The 15093-nt window shown below is 64.7% G+C and carries 19 protein-coding genes; 12 read left to right on the plus strand and 7 right to left on the minus strand.

Annotation, left to right across the window (positions count from 1 at the left end; all coding sequences use genetic code 11):
* The first annotated feature begins 467 nt into the window (after window positions 1-467).
* From QX121_RS00005 to QX121_RS00020, 4 genes are all read left to right on the plus strand, one after another.
* Entirely contained in the window at window positions 468-689 is a 222-nt protein-coding gene (locus tag QX121_RS00005) for a BrnT family toxin (protein ID WP_315775096.1), read from the plus strand.
* Between the two features lie 69 nt (window positions 690-758).
* On the plus strand, window positions 759-959 hold the full coding sequence (locus tag QX121_RS00010; protein ID WP_315810846.1) for a hypothetical protein: 201 nt from the start codon (window positions 759-761) through the stop codon (window positions 957-959).
* 30 nt (window positions 960-989) lie between these two features.
* Window positions 990-1133 (plus strand): hypothetical protein, encoded by a 144-nt coding sequence (locus QX121_RS00015; RefSeq protein WP_315810847.1) that lies wholly within the window; start codon window positions 990-992, stop codon window positions 1131-1133.
* Window positions 1134-1160: 27 nt separating this feature from the next.
* The gene (locus QX121_RS00020; protein ID WP_315810848.1) at window positions 1161-1313 is read left to right on the plus strand and encodes a hypothetical protein; all 153 of its coding nucleotides are present in this window, start codon (window positions 1161-1163) and stop codon (window positions 1311-1313) included.
* A gap of 268 nt (window positions 1314-1581) precedes the next feature.
* On the opposite strand, the gene QX121_RS00025 is transcribed toward QX121_RS00020, so the two are convergent.
* Window positions 1582-2490 carry an amino acid ABC transporter substrate-binding protein gene (locus QX121_RS00025; protein ID WP_315810849.1) on the minus strand — a complete coding sequence of 303 codons (909 nt, stop codon included), beginning with the start codon at window positions 2488-2490 and terminating at the stop codon, window positions 1582-1584.
* Between the two features lie 172 nt (window positions 2491-2662).
* A complete protein-coding gene (locus QX121_RS00030; protein WP_315798469.1) occupies window positions 2663-3562 on the minus strand; it encodes a LysR family transcriptional regulator in 900 nt (299 codons plus the stop codon).
* A gap of 129 nt (window positions 3563-3691) precedes the next feature.
* Between QX121_RS00030 and QX121_RS00035 the strand changes: the two genes are divergently transcribed.
* Window positions 3692-4324 (plus strand): RraA family protein, encoded by a 633-nt coding sequence (locus QX121_RS00035; protein ID WP_315759208.1) that lies wholly within the window; start codon window positions 3692-3694, stop codon window positions 4322-4324.
* A 111-nt stretch (window positions 4325-4435) separates the two neighbouring features.
* Here QX121_RS00035 and QX121_RS00040 read toward each other — a convergent pair whose 3' ends face one another.
* Entirely contained in the window at window positions 4436-4774 is a 339-nt protein-coding gene (locus QX121_RS00040) for a hypothetical protein (protein ID WP_315810850.1), read from the minus strand.
* A 240-nt stretch (window positions 4775-5014) separates the two neighbouring features.
* On the opposite strand from QX121_RS00040, the gene QX121_RS00045 reads away from it, so the two are divergent.
* Complete coding sequence (locus QX121_RS00045) at window positions 5015-5287, plus strand: hypothetical protein (protein WP_315775090.1); 273 nt, start codon at window positions 5015-5017, stop codon at window positions 5285-5287.
* A 329-nt stretch (window positions 5288-5616) separates the two neighbouring features.
* Here QX121_RS00045 and QX121_RS00050 read toward each other — a convergent pair whose 3' ends face one another.
* From QX121_RS00050 to QX121_RS00060, 3 genes are all read right to left on the minus strand, one after another.
* Complete coding sequence (locus QX121_RS00050) at window positions 5617-6900, minus strand: O-acetylhomoserine aminocarboxypropyltransferase (protein WP_315775089.1); 1284 nt, start codon at window positions 6898-6900, stop codon at window positions 5617-5619.
* 225 nt (window positions 6901-7125) lie between these two features.
* Window positions 7126-7710 carry a CoA-binding protein gene (locus QX121_RS00055; protein WP_315780275.1) on the minus strand — a complete coding sequence of 195 codons (585 nt, stop codon included), beginning with the start codon at window positions 7708-7710 and terminating at the stop codon, window positions 7126-7128.
* A gap of 128 nt (window positions 7711-7838) precedes the next feature.
* Complete coding sequence (locus tag QX121_RS00060; protein ID WP_315810851.1) at window positions 7839-8660, minus strand: enoyl-CoA hydratase; 822 nt, start codon at window positions 8658-8660, stop codon at window positions 7839-7841.
* Window positions 8661-8744: 84 nt separating this feature from the next.
* On the opposite strand from QX121_RS00060, the gene QX121_RS00065 reads away from it, so the two are divergent.
* The 3 genes from QX121_RS00065 to rpsI all read left to right on the plus strand — a co-directional run bounded on the left by QX121_RS00065 (window position 8745) and on the right by rpsI (window position 10280).
* Window positions 8745-9173, plus strand: a complete 429-nt coding sequence (locus tag QX121_RS00065; RefSeq protein WP_315738295.1) for a PaaI family thioesterase — start codon at window positions 8745-8747, stop codon at window positions 9171-9173.
* Window positions 9174-9331: 158 nt separating this feature from the next.
* On the plus strand, window positions 9332-9796 hold the full coding sequence (gene rplM, locus QX121_RS00070) for a 50S ribosomal protein L13 (RefSeq protein WP_315711511.1): 465 nt from the start codon (window positions 9332-9334) through the stop codon (window positions 9794-9796).
* A gap of 1 nt (window position 9797) precedes the next feature.
* Window positions 9798-10280, plus strand: coding sequence for a 30S ribosomal protein S9 (gene rpsI / locus QX121_RS00075; RefSeq protein WP_172109671.1), 483 nt, complete (start codon window positions 9798-9800; stop codon window positions 10278-10280).
* 96 nt (window positions 10281-10376) lie between these two features.
* Here the strand turns inward: rpsI and QX121_RS00080 are convergent, their stop codons facing one another.
* The gene (locus QX121_RS00080) at window positions 10377-12476 is read right to left on the minus strand and encodes a LamG-like jellyroll fold domain-containing protein (RefSeq protein WP_315810852.1); all 2100 of its coding nucleotides are present in this window, start codon (window positions 12474-12476) and stop codon (window positions 10377-10379) included.
* A gap of 390 nt (window positions 12477-12866) precedes the next feature.
* Here QX121_RS00080 and QX121_RS00085 point away from each other — a divergent pair, with 390 nt between their 5' ends.
* The 3 genes from QX121_RS00085 to QX121_RS00095 all read left to right on the plus strand — a co-directional run bounded on the left by QX121_RS00085 (window position 12867) and on the right by QX121_RS00095 (window position 15039).
* Window positions 12867-14084 (plus strand): GGDEF domain-containing protein, encoded by a 1218-nt coding sequence (locus tag QX121_RS00085; protein ID WP_315738293.1) that lies wholly within the window; start codon window positions 12867-12869, stop codon window positions 14082-14084.
* A 68-nt stretch (window positions 14085-14152) separates the two neighbouring features.
* Complete coding sequence (locus QX121_RS00090; protein WP_315711517.1) at window positions 14153-14455, plus strand: antibiotic biosynthesis monooxygenase family protein; 303 nt, start codon at window positions 14153-14155, stop codon at window positions 14453-14455.
* A gap of 35 nt (window positions 14456-14490) precedes the next feature.
* Window positions 14491-15039, plus strand: coding sequence for a phosphohydrolase (locus QX121_RS00095; RefSeq protein ID WP_315810853.1), 549 nt, complete (start codon window positions 14491-14493; stop codon window positions 15037-15039).
* Window positions 15040-15093: the final 54 nt, after the last annotated feature.

Genomic DNA, 15093 nt, shown 5'->3' on the forward strand with positions numbered 1-15093 from the left:
TTCGCCGCCATCAGGCTGGATAGAGGACTTCCACCTCCAAGCTGTCGTTCATACTCGGCACACCACCCATGGCCCGCGTGCAAAGAAAATAGCACGCGGCGGTCACCACAGGTACGGCCGAAAACACCCGGCCTTCCCCGCGCGATGGTTTTAACGCTTATACGCGATCTCCCCGGGGACCGGGCTGTCTTGCCCCCGTCTCTCGCGCGATGCGTTGAGCACCGACACGAGACTTAGCGCCAGCGTCGGGGCGCCAGGACCACGCGACTTCGCCGTCCGTGACGGATCGCTCGTCCGCGCGAACTTTCGTCCACGCACGGCCCGCCACGTCCACCGCATTCCTGCCCTACGCAACTGGACGATCCGGAAGCGCCCCTCGGCTGGACAGGAACAAAAAGAGAACATAAGCTGATTTGCGTCGTTTGGCAAGCGTGGCGTGTCGCGGACATCGTCGGGTGGGGCGGACCATGCAATTCGAGTTCGATTGGGATCCGGCCAAGGCAGAGAGCAATCTGCGCAAGCACGGCGTTGCCTTTGAGCGGGCGATGAGCATCTTCAGCGACCCTCTGGCGCTTTCGCTGCTGGACGACGACTCTGGCGCTGGCGAGGGGTTACCATGGGACGTATTGCTGCTCATGAGCTGTTGTTGGCCGTTCATACCTATATGGAGCTGGCGGCAGATCGCGTAGCGATCCGTATCATTTCTGTTCGTCGGCCGACCCGGCGCGAAATCCGCTCCTACGAGAATGGGTGATCCGATGAAGGATGAATACGATTTCTCGAACGCCGAACGCGGCAAGTTCTTTCGCAAGGGCGCGCGAATGCTGCCTCCGGTGCATCTCGAGCCTGATGTGCTCGATCACCTGACCGGGCTGGCCAGCGCGCGGGGCGTATCGTTGACCGAATTGGTCAACACGCTTCTCAAGGAGGATATTGAGCGGATCGAGGCTGTGAAATAGCTCTTTGGGAGTTTCTGCGAGCACCTCATGATGCCTTCGCGACCAGACTTCCGCGACACGGTTCGGTCGCGCGCGGACCGCGATCCGGCGTTTCGCGAGGCGTTGTTCCAGGAAGCCGTGAGTGCGCTGCTGCGCGGAGAGGTCGATGACGGCCGCGCCGGCCTGCGTGCGTAAGTCGACGCAACGATCGGCTTCGAGGCGTTGAGCGACGCGCTCGGGCGGCCGTCGAAGAGCCTGATGCGCATGTTAGGGCCATCCGGCAATCCCACGGCCGAGAACCTGCTTGGCGTGATCGGCGTGTTGCAGGCAGAGACATGCGTGCGGCTCGACGTGCGCGTCGTGGCCGCGGAGTGAGTTACTGGCGCGCGGATCAACAAGATCACAGCTGCTCTCAACCAATGAAGAACGAATACGACTTCTCGAACGCCGAGTGCGGCTCGTCGTTGAACGAACTGGTCGCGACGCTCCTCAAGGAGGAGATCGCGCGGATCAAGGCGGCGAAATAGATATCAGGAGCGCCGCCGCCGCTGATCTTGCCAATATCCGAGGGCCGTCTGTCGCAGGCGACTGCGGCGGATGAGGCTAGTCTCCGCCGTTGCTGTTGGCACGGATATCGCGAGCTTCAATCGGGCGCATACGCGTCCGGGTCGGGACTGCTGCTGGGCGACTTGAACGCGGCGCGTAAGGGGGCCGGCATCGGGTAGTTGAAGTTGATCCCGGTCGGCGGCACGGGTGACTCGAACCACTTCTTGTAGAGCGCCTCGATGGCGGGGCTCTGATAGAGCTCGGCCGTGACGCGATCGGCGATGGCCTTGAACGGCGCATCGTCCTTGCGCAGCATGATGCCGAAAGGTTCGGGCTTGGAGAATGCGTCGCTGCCGATCATGTACGCCGCCGGGTCCTTCGACCGCGCGATGGCGACCGCGAGCTGGACGTCATCGAGCACATAGGCCTGAGCCCGGTCGGTCTCCAGCATCAGGAACGCTTCGGCCTGATCCTTGGCCGGCACGATGTTGATGCCGAGCTTGCGTTCGACGTTGACCTTGTTCAGCTGCGCGATATTGGTCGATCCGGCGATCGCGACGGCCGTCTTTCCCCTGAGGTCGTCGATCGTCTGGAGCGCGAGCGATTTTTTGGCCGCATAGCGCGTGGCGCTGAGAAAATGCGTATTGGCGAAGGCCACGAGTTTCTGGCGTTCGGCGTTGTTGGTGGTGGAGGCGCACAAGAGGTCGATCGTGCCGTTCGTCATCAGCGGTATGCGATTGGATGACGTCACCGGAACGGTTTCGATCGTGAGGTTAGGAAGCCCAAGCTCCTTCTTGACCGCATCCGCGATCCGGGCGCAGATGTCGAGCGCGTAGCCCACCGGCTTCTGGTTGCCGTCGAGATAGCTGAACGGTACCGACGATTCCTGGAAGCCGATCGATATCCTGTTCGTCTCCTTGACCTTCTGCAGCGTGCCCGTCAGTTCCTCGGCGCCGGCGGCGTTTGCAGCGAGCGCTGCCGTCAGCAGAAGTCCCCAAATGCGCATCAAAGCCTCTCCTCGCAGCAACCCTCTTCGCGCGTGCAGCGTTGCACGCGCAGCGACGATGCAGCCTCGCTGCGTCCGGCCTGGATGAAAAGGGATAAAACCGCCTTCTTTCTCATTCCTGGAGGTGATGGATCGCCGCGCCGGGCGTCGTCGCCGGGTTCACCTGCCAGGTCTAACCTTCGAGTTGACGGCCGAAATCGCAGGTCTGGCGCGCCAGATCCGCTACGGCGGCCGCGAAGGCCGAGGGTCTGTCGTTGCGATACATGGCCGCATAGGGCACGGCCGGCAGCGTCGGCTTGACGGGCAGGATGACCAGCTTCTTCTGCTCGAAGAGAGGACGAAAACAGCGTTGCGGAAGATAGCTGATGCCGAGGCCGGCCACGGCGAGCCCGACCAGCGCAGTCAGATTGTCGACCGAGATGGCGCGCTTGAAGGAGACGCCGTTGGCCGCGAGCCATTTGTTGACGAAGAGGCCGGAGCCCGAGCGACGGCCCTGCATCAGAATCGTATGATGACCAAGCTCGTCGAAATCGAGGCTCCGGCGCGATCTGACCAGGCCGGGGCGCGCCGTCCACACGTTCTGCACTTCGGCAAGCCGCACTGACGTCACCTCCGGGTCAGAGAAGACGTCCGGGATGACGACGAGATCGAGGCTGCCCTCGATCAGCCGATCGTAGAGGCTTCGCGAGGTGTCGACTTCAGGCTCGATCATCACCGCCGGATGGGCTTCGCGAATGGCCGAAACCAGACGCGGCAGCCATGTCAGAGCTGACAGCTCCGTCGCCCCAAGCCGCAGACGGCGGGCCGGTGACTGCCGGCCGTCCTTCAACTCCAGGATCTGGTCCTGCAACGCCAACATCTGTCGGCCAAGAGCAAGGATCTGCTCGCCACGTTCGGTCAGACGAGCCCCGCGCTGGCTGCGATCGAACAGCGGAACGCGCGCGGAGGCCTCGAGCTCCTGGATGCGCTTCGAGATCGCCGATTGCGTCGTGTTCAGCTTGGCTGCGGCGCGTTCGAACGTGCCGAGCTCCGCGATCCAGTTCAAAGCTTCTAGCTGCTTCAGGGTGACCATTTTCGCATTCAAAAAAGAGATGGATCGATATCTCCATTTATCGGTTTTCTGAATTCAATACGAGTCCTACACCGCCGAGTCGGGTCGCTATCGGGCGACGCTCTGGACTGTGCAAGACGGGGAGCAAGAATGGGTGAGGGACAAGCGCAGCCTGGTGCGCCGATCGATGCGGCGGTCGTCGCCGCGTTCAAGAGCGTTTCCACCGCCGTGATCAGTGACAACCTTCAGCGGTTGCCTGGTGCAGCCAGTCTACGGCCATTCTATACGGGCTCGCCGATGGCCGGGATCGCGCTGACTGTGAATACGGCGCCGGGGGATAATCTCTTCATTCATCGCGCGCTCGATCTCATTACGCCCGGCGACGTCCTCGTCGTCAATGGTGGCGGCAACGAGACGCGGGCATTGGTCGGCGAGATCATCGCCGCCATCGCGAGGGAACGCGGCGCGGCCGGGATCGTCGTCGACGGCGCGATCAGGGATTCCGGCGTGCTGATGAATTCCGACTTCCCCGTGTTCGCGCGTGCGGTCAATCACCGTGGCCCCTACAAGAACGGTCCGGGTGCGATCAACGTGCCGGTGTCGATTGGCGGCATGATCGTCACGCCAGGCGATATCGTGGTTGCCGACGCCGACGGAGTGGTCGCTTTCGCGCCGGCGATCGCATCCGAACTGCTCGAGTCCGCCCGCGCGCAGGAGCAGCGTGAAGCCGAAATCCTGGCGAGCATCCGCGCGGGGCGCTATGGCGGTGCCTACGCAAAATAGGCCTCTATTGCGGTCATCCGTACGAGCCTTGGCGGTATGCGGGACCTCGTCCTTGTCGTCCCGGATGTCGCTTTGCTCATCCGGACTACTTGCATGCCAACGGCATCCCGCTCAGCAATACCCGTACACGCCGCACGCGTAGGGCAGGCGGAACATGTAGTTGGTGTAGCCTTCGCCGCCGTAATAGGGGCCCTGGTAGTCGTAGGAGAAGGCGCGGCCGTAATAGCCGGGCAGCTCCTGGCGGCCGAACAGCAGCGGCGTCGAGGGCCACATCGGGGAGATCAGCGAGTCCTGGTCCCTGACGACGACGACCGTCGGCGGCGGCGCTCTCATGGCGCGGCGGGCCTTGGTGTGCACGATCTTGTCGTGGACGGCCGGCAGGTCGGCCGCGAGCACGACGCCGTTCGCCGCGATGGCCGCCAGCAGCATCATGATCACCAACGTTCGCATCCTGCTCTCCTCGACTTCTGTTCGGGTGGCGTCGGCGCTTCGCGATACATCCACCGCTGCTTTCACGCGGGTCCGGAAGGCGATTCCATGGGCGGCAGGATGAGCCGGGTATGGTTAACGAAATCCTTCCGGCGTCCGACAGTTGGCTGCAATCATCCGTAGAAGGACGGGCATTTTCAGCTTTTGTTAAGTTCTGCGGGTGCAAGCTTACTGCTGCCGGCGATTTTGAAGGTCGGCCGAATGCAGCCCGGCCGCTGCGTCCGGGCGCGAAAATCTCTGCTGCATTTCATCAGAGTCTCAGACCAGAAGGTTTCGAGCATGTCGGTGATCATGTTTTCGGCGTCGGCGCGCCAAAATCTCCAATCACGGACCGGCTCAGTCAACGCTGAACTCGCTGCCATCGACGAGGGCGCCGCAGGACTGCAGGCGCTGTCGGCAAGCCGGCTGATCGCGGCCTCCGCGCTGCCACTGGCCGGCCAGATGCACGCGCGCCTGTTGCGGCTGATGAGATGATCACCTGGAGTTAACGAGGGCGCGGTCCGAGAAGCCGGCAACGGCCCGGCCGTGGGACGAAGGAGAGCGCGGAAGCCCAGGGGGCCGCCCGCGCTCTCTTTGTTTTCGGGGCCGCTTGCTGCCTCAGCCGTCAGTTACTCGTCATGCGCGGGCTTGTCCCGCCTGCGGGGCCGAAGCCCCTTCGGCGCGGCGACGGCCCGGGCAGCCACGTCGTCATTGCCGGGGCAAAGACATGAATGGCCGGGACAAGCCCGGCCATGACGTGGTGAGGGATGCGCTCGTCACGCCGCATGTCGACGCGCGGCGCGATCCGTGGAGCGAAACGCGCCTTACGCGCTCAGCGCCTGCTCGAGGTCGGCGATCAGGTCTTCCTTGTCCTCGATGCCGACGGAGATGCGGACGATGTCGGGGCCGGCGCCGGCCTTGATCTTCGCCGCGTCGTCGAGCTGGCTGTGCGTGGTCGAGGCCGGGTGGATCACCAGCGAGCGGGTGTCGCCGACATTGGCGAGATGCGAGAACAGCTTCAGGTTCGACACCAGCTTGACGCCGGCGTCGTAGCCGCCCTTGAGCGAGAAGGTGAACACGGCGCCGGCGCCCTTCGGGCAGTATTTGCGGGCGAGCGTGTGATATCTATTCTCGGGCAGGCCGGCATAGTTCACCGCGGCGACCGCCGGATGGCGGTTGAGAAATTCTGCGACCGCCTTGGCGTTGTCGCAGTGCTTCTGCATGCGCAGCGGCAGGGTTTCGATGCCGGTCAGGATCATGAAGGCGTTGAATGGCGACAGCGCCGGTCCGAGATCACGCAAGCCCAGCACGCGGCAGGCAATGGCGAAGGCGAAATTGCCGAACGTCTCGTGGAGCCGGATGCCGTGATATTCGGGACGCGGCTGCGTCAGCATCGGATATTTGTCGCCGCTGCCGGCCCAGTCGAAGGTGCCGGCATCGACGATGACGCCGCCGATCGAGTTGCCGTGGCCGCCTAAGAACTTGGTCAGCGAGTGCAGCACGATGTCGGCGCCGTGATCGATCGGGCGGATCAGATAGGGCGAGGCCAGCGTGTTGTCGACGATCAGCGGCACGCCCGCCTTGCGCGCCACCTGCGCGACCGCCTCGATGTCGGTGATGGTGCCGCCGGGATTGGCGATCGACTCGATGAATACAGCCTTGGTGCGTGGGCTCACCGCCGCCTCGAAGCTCGCGACGTCATCGGTGTCGGCCCACACCACGTTCCAGCCAAAGCTCTTGAACGCATGCGTGAACTGGTTGATCGAGCCGCCGTAGAGTTTTCGCGCGGCGATGAACTCGTCGCCGGGGGACAGCAGCTGCTGCAGCGCCACGACCTGCGCGGCATGGCCAGAGGCCACGGCCAGCGCGGCGGTGCCGCCCTCGAGAGCTGCGACGCGCTCCTCGAGCACGGCGTTGGTGGGGTTGCCGATGCGGGTATAGATGTTGCCGAACGCCTGCAGCCCGAACAGCGAGGCGGCGTGGTCGGCATCGTTGAACACGAACGACGTGGTCTGATAGATCGGCGTCGCCCGCGCGCCGGTGGTGGGGTCAGGCTGGGCGCCGGCGTGAATGGCGAGGGTGGCAAATCCCGGGGCACGGTCGGTCATGATGTTTCCTCTTGGCTTGATCCCTCGCGCAGCGGCGCCGGCTGATGCAGGGATGGATGATGGGAGACGGTGTCGATAGCGCGCCGTCGTGCGCCTCCGCGTCATCCCGGCGGGGACATTTGCCACCAGCCAGGATGCCGTCAAGGCTGGCGGCGATAATCAGTCGGATTTGAAATGCGTTGCTGTGTCGCGCCGTCGTCGCGACACGATCCTTTCGCAGATGCGTCAGGAGGGATCGCTTCTGTCCTTCGCGGCGCGGTCGGCCGCTGCCGTCGTGCCGCCGCCGACGCTGGTGCGGTTCAGCGACAGCCGCATGCCCTGGGTCGGGATCGGCGCGCGCTTGGCGCTGATGGTGCGCGAGTTGACACCCATCCAGGAGATCTCCGACGACAGCCGGCCATATTCGATCTTGGGGCAGCGGTTCATGACGACCTTCAGCCCAGCGGCCTCGGCCTTTTCGGCCGCCGCATCGTCACGCGCGCCGAGCTGCATCCAGATCACTTTCGGCAAAGGCGACAGCCTCAAGGCCTCGTCGACCACTGGCATGATGTGCTGCGAGCTGCGGAAGATGTCGACCATGTCGATGGGACGGCCGATGTCGGCGAGCGAGGCGACGAACGGCCGGCCCATCAGGCTCTTGCCGACATGGCCGGGATTGACCGGGATCATGTCGTAGCCGCGCTGCACCAGATATTTGAAGGCGAAGAAGCTCGGCCTGATCTCGGACGGCGAGGCGCCGACCATCGCGATCACCTTCACGCCGTTGAGGATGCCGCGGATGTAGTCGTCGGGATAGGTGTCGTGATTCATTCTCGATGTCCTTAGTTCCTCATGGTGAGGAGCGAAGCGTCTCGAACTATGAGGCCTCGGTCGGGCCTCATCCTTCGAGACGCCGCTTCGCGGCTCCTCAGGATGAGGAATGGGCAGCAGCGTCGTTGCTACTCATCCCGCCAATTCGGTGTGCGCTTCTCGATGAAGGCGCCGATGCCTTCCTCCGCGTCGCGGGCGAGCATGTTCTGCGTCATCACCTCTGCCGCATAACGATAGGCGTCGGCAAGGCTCATCTCGGCCTGGCGGTAGAACGCCTCCTTGCCGAGCTTGATCGTATAGGCTGACTTGCGCGCGACTTGTTGTGCCAGCGCAATCGCCGCGTCGCGTTCAGTCCCGTGGGCGACGACACGATTGACCAGGCCGATGTCGCGGGCGCGCACCGCCGGAACCGGCTCGCCGGTCAGCAGCATCTCCATCGCCTGCTTGCGCGGCACGTTGCGCGACAGTGCCACCATCGGCGTCGAGCAGAACAGGCCGATGTCGACGCCGGGCGTCGCGAACGACGCGCGCTCGGAGGCGACGGCGAGATCGCAGCTCGCGACCAGCTGGCAGCCGGCTGCGGTGGCGATGCCCTGCACGGAGGCGACGACGGGTTTCGGCAGATGCACGATTGCCTGCATCATCGCGCTGCAGGCGTTCATCAGCTTGGCGAAGAAGGCGCGGCCGCGATCGGCATCGCTGCGACGGGCGGTGAGCTCCTTGAGGTCATGGCCGGCGCAGAACGCCGGGCCGTTGGCCGCGATCACCACGGCGCGCACGGCCTTGTCGGCACCGATCTCGGCCAGGGCCTGATGCAGCTCCGCGATCAGCGGCTCGGACAGGCTGTTACGCTGCGCCGGGCGGTTCAGCGTCAGCACGGCAACGGGGCCGACCATCTCGCGCATAAGGATCGGCGCGTCGGCAGCATTGGCGAGGGCAGGGGCGGACATTGCGATTTCCGGTTGGCGATTTCCGTTTGGGCGCTGGATCGCGGCTAATGTAACAGAAGGCAACGCGACAGAGCAGGGGGAGACATGACGGCGAAGATGAGCATCGCGGAACTCGAAGCGTTCCTGCACGCGGAATTTCCCCAGGCCTTCCGCACCGGCGGCGACATCAGCATCGAGAGCGCCGACGGCCGGAGCTGCCGGATGCGCCAGCGCTTCAACGAGCGCATGCTGCGTCCTGGCGGCACGGTCTCCGGGCCCACCCTGATGGCGCTGGCCGACTTCGCGATGTACGTGGTGCTGCTGTCGGCGATCGGCCCGGTCGGGCTCGCGGTCACCACCAATCTCAACATCAACTTCCTGCGCAAGGGCGCGGCAGGCGCCGACGTGCTGGCCGAGGCGCGGCTGCTCAAGCTTGGCAAGCGGCTGGCGGTCGGCGAAGTCACGCTGCTGTCAGGAGAATCGCCCGATCCGATCGCCCACGTCACGGCAACCTATTCCATTCCGAATGCGTGAGGTTTTCGAGGGTATTATTGCACCATATTTATAAGCAATTGTTTTTGTTGCTATAATTTTGCTCGGATGGCGTTGACGAATGCGGGCGGCTTCTCTAGAAGCTGCGACCAGTTCGGTGCGTCACCCGCGCCGCAATCTCCCTATCACGGATATCTCTCATGAAAACCTTTTCGGCAAAGCCGGCCGAGGTCCAGAAGAAGTGGGTCGTGATCGACGCCAAGGGTCTGGTCGTCGGCCGTCTCGCTACGCTGGTCGCCATGCGGCTGCGCGGCAAGCACCTCCCGATCTACACGCCGCACGTCGACTGCGGCGACAACGTCATCATCGTCAATGCCGCGCACGCCGTCCTGACCGGCCGCAAGCGCGAGCAGAAGGTGTACTACAAGCACACCGGCTATGTCGGTCACGTCAAGGAGCGCACCGCGCGCCAGATCCTCGAGGGTCGCTTCCCCGAGCGCGTGATCGAGAAGGCCATCGAGCGCATGATCCCGCGCGGGCCGCTCGGCCGCGTGCAGATGGGCAATCTGCGTGTCTATGGCGGACCCGATCATCCGCACGAGGCGCAGAACCCCGAGAAGATCGACATCGCCAAGTTGAACCGCAAGAACACGAGGGCCGCATAAGATGGCCGAAAGCATCCAGTCTCTCGATCAGCTGTCGCAGCTCAAGGGCGCCGTCACGGCTCCGGACGCTCCGAAGTATGAGAAGAAGGTCGACAAGTTCGGCCGCGCCTATGCCACCGGCAAGCGCAAGGACGCGGTCGCCCGCGTCTGGATCAAGCCGGGCTCCGGCAAGGTCACCGTCAACACCCGCGACATCGAGGTCTACTTCGCTCGTCCGGTGTTGCGCATGATGATCGAGCAGCCGATGGTCGTCGCCGCCCGCAAGGGCCAGTACGACGTGATCTGCACGGTCGCCGGCGGCGGCCTGTCCGGCCAGGCCGGTGCGGTCCGTCACGGCCTGTCCAAGGCGCTGACGAACTTCGAGCCGGAGCTGCGCGGCGTCCTCAAGAAGGGCGGCTTCCTGACCCGCGACTCGCGCGTCGTCGAGCGTAAGAAGTACGGCAAGGCCAAGGCCCGCCGCTCCTTCCAGTTCTCGAAGCGCTGATCTCTCGGGTTCCGGCTGCGGCCGGATCCCTTGCTCTCCAATACGAACGGGCGCCCTCGCGGGCGCCCGTTTTGCTTTGCGTGAAGCCTGTGCAGATCAGGCGCTGGCGCGGCGCGCCGTCAGCCATTGGTTCGGTGCCAGCGGCTTCGACACCACGCGGACCTCGCCGATGCTGCCGATGAAGCCGTCCGCCGGTGCGCGATCCCACCAGCCGCAGCCGAGTGCCCAGGGCTGCGACGCCGCCGTCGAGGCGATGCCGTTGCCGCCGATGACGCTGCGCACGACCGGCGCGCCCTCGATGTAGAGCACGGTCGAATTGTCCTTGGGATCGTTGACGATCGCGAGGTGGTACCAGGTGTTCAGCATGATCTCGCCGGACCAGTCGGTCTGCGGCTGCTGGGTCGAACTCGACGGCACGATCTCCCACTGCACCTCGCGCAGGTTCGAGATCGCAAACAGGATCGGCGGCGATTCCGGGTCGCCGCCGGCATAGCCGGGCAGCCAGCCGCGGTTGCCGAAGCGGGTGAGGATGTTGCACCAGGCGTGGTCGCTGGCTTTCCAGTTCGGATCGATCTTGATGAAGGCTTCGACGGTATAGCCGGATGCGAACGTTGCCGCGTTGATCGGCGCGTTGGCCGCGGTCGTGAACCAGCTGAAGCGGCCGGCGCCCTGCTTGGTCGTGTTGAGGAACTGCATGCTGCCCGGCGCCGAGGACAGCCGATGCTTGTCGGCGGTGAAGGCGACGTCAGCCACTTGAGCTGCGCCCGTGAGCGAGGCGCGCTGCATCGGGTTGGCGGCGGTGAGGTCCGGCAGTGCAGTGCCGGCGGCCACCGCCTTGCCGATCGCCGACGAGGCGATCCGCCAATGCGCAACCGTCTCGGCGATCAGCGGATAGTCCTGCTCGTTCGCCGGCGGCACCACCACCGGCTCGGGCGCCTCGGTGTAGTTGGCGTAGAGATCCTGCTTGACGCGCGGCAGGATCGGCGTGCCGGCGAAGGCCGGCAGATGGCAGAAATTGGTGAAGCGGGCGAAGCGGCGGCGGAAGTCGATGGGAATGGTGAACTCGTGATTGTCCTCGGTCAGCCAGGCGCGGTCGAACTGCTTCAGGCTGTCCTTCGGCTTCGCGACCACCCACGGTGAGAACGAGGCGACGTCGATCTTGTTGCGGGTGAAGTCGAATTCGTAGAGCCGCATCAGGCCGTTGCCGCCCTGATAGGCCATCTGATAGTCGACCACCATCTGGTGGACCGGATTGTGGAAGTCGTTGATCTTCGTCAGCAGCGCGCCGCCATGATAATGGCCGTTGAGGGTCATGAAGATCTGGTCGTTGCTGCGGATCAGCTTGTCCCAGAGATACTGGCCGTAGGCGACCTCGAGCGGGCTCGTGCCGTCATTGGCGATGTTGAGCAACTGGTGATTGGCGAGGATGACCGGCAGCATCGGATGGCGCGCGATCATGCTGCGCGCCCAGGCGATCGCATCGTCCGAGGCGCGCCACGACAGCGACAGCACCATGAAGCTGACGCCGCAGGCATGGAACACATGCGCCTCGTGCCAGCCGCTCGGATGCCGCTCCAGGAAGGTCCGCTGCCTGGCGGCGCGGCTGGTGGGAAACCATGTGAGATAAGGCTCGGACGCGCCGCGCTGCGCATCGGTGCCCGCGCTCTGGCTTGTCGCGCTTTCGAACTCCAGCGCCGACAGCACGTCGTGATTGCCGGCGAGCACCGAATAGGGCCGGCCGGCGTTCTCCAAGAGCTTCATCGCGGCGTCGGCGACCGCCCATTGCTGCGGATGCTTGGACTGGTCGACGACGTCGCCGAGATGGATGGTGAACGGGATGTGATACTTCGCGGCGTTGTCGACGATGAACTGCGTCTGCGCCGGATAGGGCGTGCTGCCATACTGGCGCTGATAGGCCTGGCCTTCTTCCGACGTTGCATAGCGCGAGTAGAACTGCGTATCGGGAAGGACGGCGAGCGCGAAACTGGTCGTGACGTGATGGTGGTGATGATGCATGCGCCAATGCGCGTGCGCCGCCTGGCCGGGCAGCAGGCTGGCGCCGAGGCCGAGCGCCGAAACGCCCATCGCGTTGCGCAGCAGCGTGCGGCGGTCCACGCCCTGCATCGGCTCCGGACTGCGCGACGGATGATGGCCTGCGGCCGGCTTGTTGTTCGATGAATCGTCGTCGAAAGACATCCTCGTCCCCACCTCGAGCGGCGGATCGCGCCGCGGTCGGGACGTGTTAGGGAGAGATGATCTCAAATTTGAGAAGGTTTCTTATCGTTTCGATGAGTGTTCGCCGCAGGAGGGGAAACCATTGATTCCGCACGCGAGGGCGCACAACTATCAATGAAGGGGTGTGTGCCGTGTGCAATCTGGGCGGGCGGTCGCGCGGATTGCCTCGGCATTTTTGAATCCTGTTTGCAGATTTCTTGCGCAGCAATTTGTTGACGAGTTGCGCCGGGCTTTTCGAGAAAACTTGGCAACCCAGGAAAACCTCTTTCCAACAAACCGCCCGCTAGGTTGATCGCGATAAGGCCGCGCTAACCCTGACTTCCCGCGCCGCCGCAGCAACCGAGGTGATCGATGGCGCTTGATAGCATGACGCTCGACATCGTAGCGACCATGGTCGCGGCGCTGCTTGGCGCCATGTTGCTCCATTTCGGTCGACAGGAGAACACGCCGGCGCTGCGCTGGTGGGGGGCGGCCTATATTCTCGGCGCCGTCGCGATCGCGCTGTGGACGCTGATCGGCGAGCTCTATGGTGAGGTGGTGTCGCTGTTCCTGAGCTCCATCGGTCTGATCGCCACCGCCATGGTGTGGAATGCCGCGCGCGTGTTCCACGGCAAGCCGCCGAGCGTGCTTGGGCTCGTGCTCGGCGCGACGGTCTGGATCGCCAGCGGCATGCTGCTCGATGCGTCGGCGCAGGCGCTGCGGCTGACGATCGGCGCCGCGATCGTCGTGATCTACGCCATGCTGACCGCGGCCGAGCTGTGGCAGGAGCGGCGGCGGACCTTGCACAAGCGCTGGCCGGCGCTGATCGTGCCGGTGATGCACGGCTTCGTCCTGATGCTGCCGATCCTGCTCGGCAACATGCTGCGCGATTCCGACGGCGCCTTCGCCGCGGCCTGGGTCACGATCTTCTCGATCGAGCTCGTGCTCTATGCGGTCGGCACCGTGTTCGTGATCTTCATGCTGGTGTCAGAGCGCATCGTCAGCGCCCACAAGCGCGCGGCGACCACCGACCCGCTGACGGGCCTGCTCAACCGCCGCGGCTTTGCCGAGTCCTCCGCGCAGCTCATCGAGCGCGAGGCGCGCGAGCAGCGCCCGGTCAGCGTGCTGATCTTCGACATCGATCATTTCAAGTCGATCAACGACCGCTTCGGCCACGCCGAGGGCGACGAGGTCCTGAAGCTGTTCGCAAACGTCGTGGTCAACAATCTGCGCCTCACCGATCTCTCGGGGCGGATCGGTGGCGAGGAGTTCGCAGCACTTTTGCCCTGTTCGATCGAAGAGGCCATGGTCGCCGCCGAGCGTGTCCGTGAGGCGTTCGCGGCCTCCGGCGTGGTGTGCGAGGACAAGCCGGTCGACACCACCGTCAGCATCGGTGTCGCCGGCGGGCCGGGCGGGACCGATCTCGACGTGCTGCTCGCGGCCGCCGATACCGCCCTCTACAAGGCCAAGCGTTCCGGGCGCAACCGGGTCGAAGCGTCGGCGGAGCTGCCACTGTCGCTCGACCGCTACCGCCGCCAGCGCGCCGCTGCCAGCCTGCCGCAGTCGGGACAGGCGGTGTTGTCCAGCTGAGGCGCGGCTTTCGCTCTCCCGAGGTCTGGGCTAGACAAGCGGCCCACACCAGGGGAGGCCGACAGAACATGATCACGGAAATCGCCCAGATCGACGTGAAGCCGGGCACGGAGAAGGATTTCGAGGCCGCGGTCGCGAAAGCACGCGCTGCTTTCGGCCGCTCCAAGGGCTTTCACGGCTTCGAGCTGCACAAATCGATCGAGAAGCCGCAGCGCTACCGCCTGATGGTGAAGTGGGAGACGCTCGAAAACCACACGGTCGATTTCCGCGGCTCGGAGAACTTCACCGAATGGCGCGGCCTGGTCGGGCAGTATTTTGCCAATCCTCCGGATGTCGAGCACACCGAGACGGTGCTGACTTCGGCCGGCTGAGGCCGCGCCAGCGCTGCTCGCCACGGAACACCATCATGACGCATGACGATCTGGTCGAAGCCTACGCTGCCGCCGGACGGCACTACCATGATCTTCGCCACGTCCGGGACTGCCTGGCCCAGCTCGATCGCGTCGCGGACCTCAGCGTCCGCGACCGCGAGATCCTGACCCTCGCGATCTGGTGGCACGACGTCGTGTATGATCCCACGCGCTCCGACAACGAGGAGCAGAGCGCCATCCTTGCCGAGCGTCACGTCGCGCCCGAGCTGCGCGACGAGGTCGGACGCCTGATCCGGCTGACCCGGACGCACGATGTCGCGCCCGGCGATCGGCTGGGCGCGCTGCTCGTCTCGATCGATCTCGCCATTCTCGGCACCGATGAGGCCGGCTACGACGCCTATGCGGATGCGATCCGGCGCGAATATGCGCACGTGCCGGACGACGCCTACCGCGCCGGGCGCGCGGCCGTGCTGGAGCGGTTCGCGGGGCGCCCCGTGATCTATCCGGATGCGGGCTTTGCCGCTGCCCTCGACCAGAAGGCGCGGGCCAACCTCGCGCGCGAGCTGAGCGATCTTCGATCATAGGCAGGATCAGCTCAGGCATTTCGAGCGGCCGCATCGCTGCGGCAATGCAGCCTG

Source organism: Bradyrhizobium sp. SZCCHNR2028 (assembly GCF_032380995.1).
Taxonomy (GTDB): domain Bacteria; phylum Pseudomonadota; class Alphaproteobacteria; order Rhizobiales; family Xanthobacteraceae; genus Bradyrhizobium.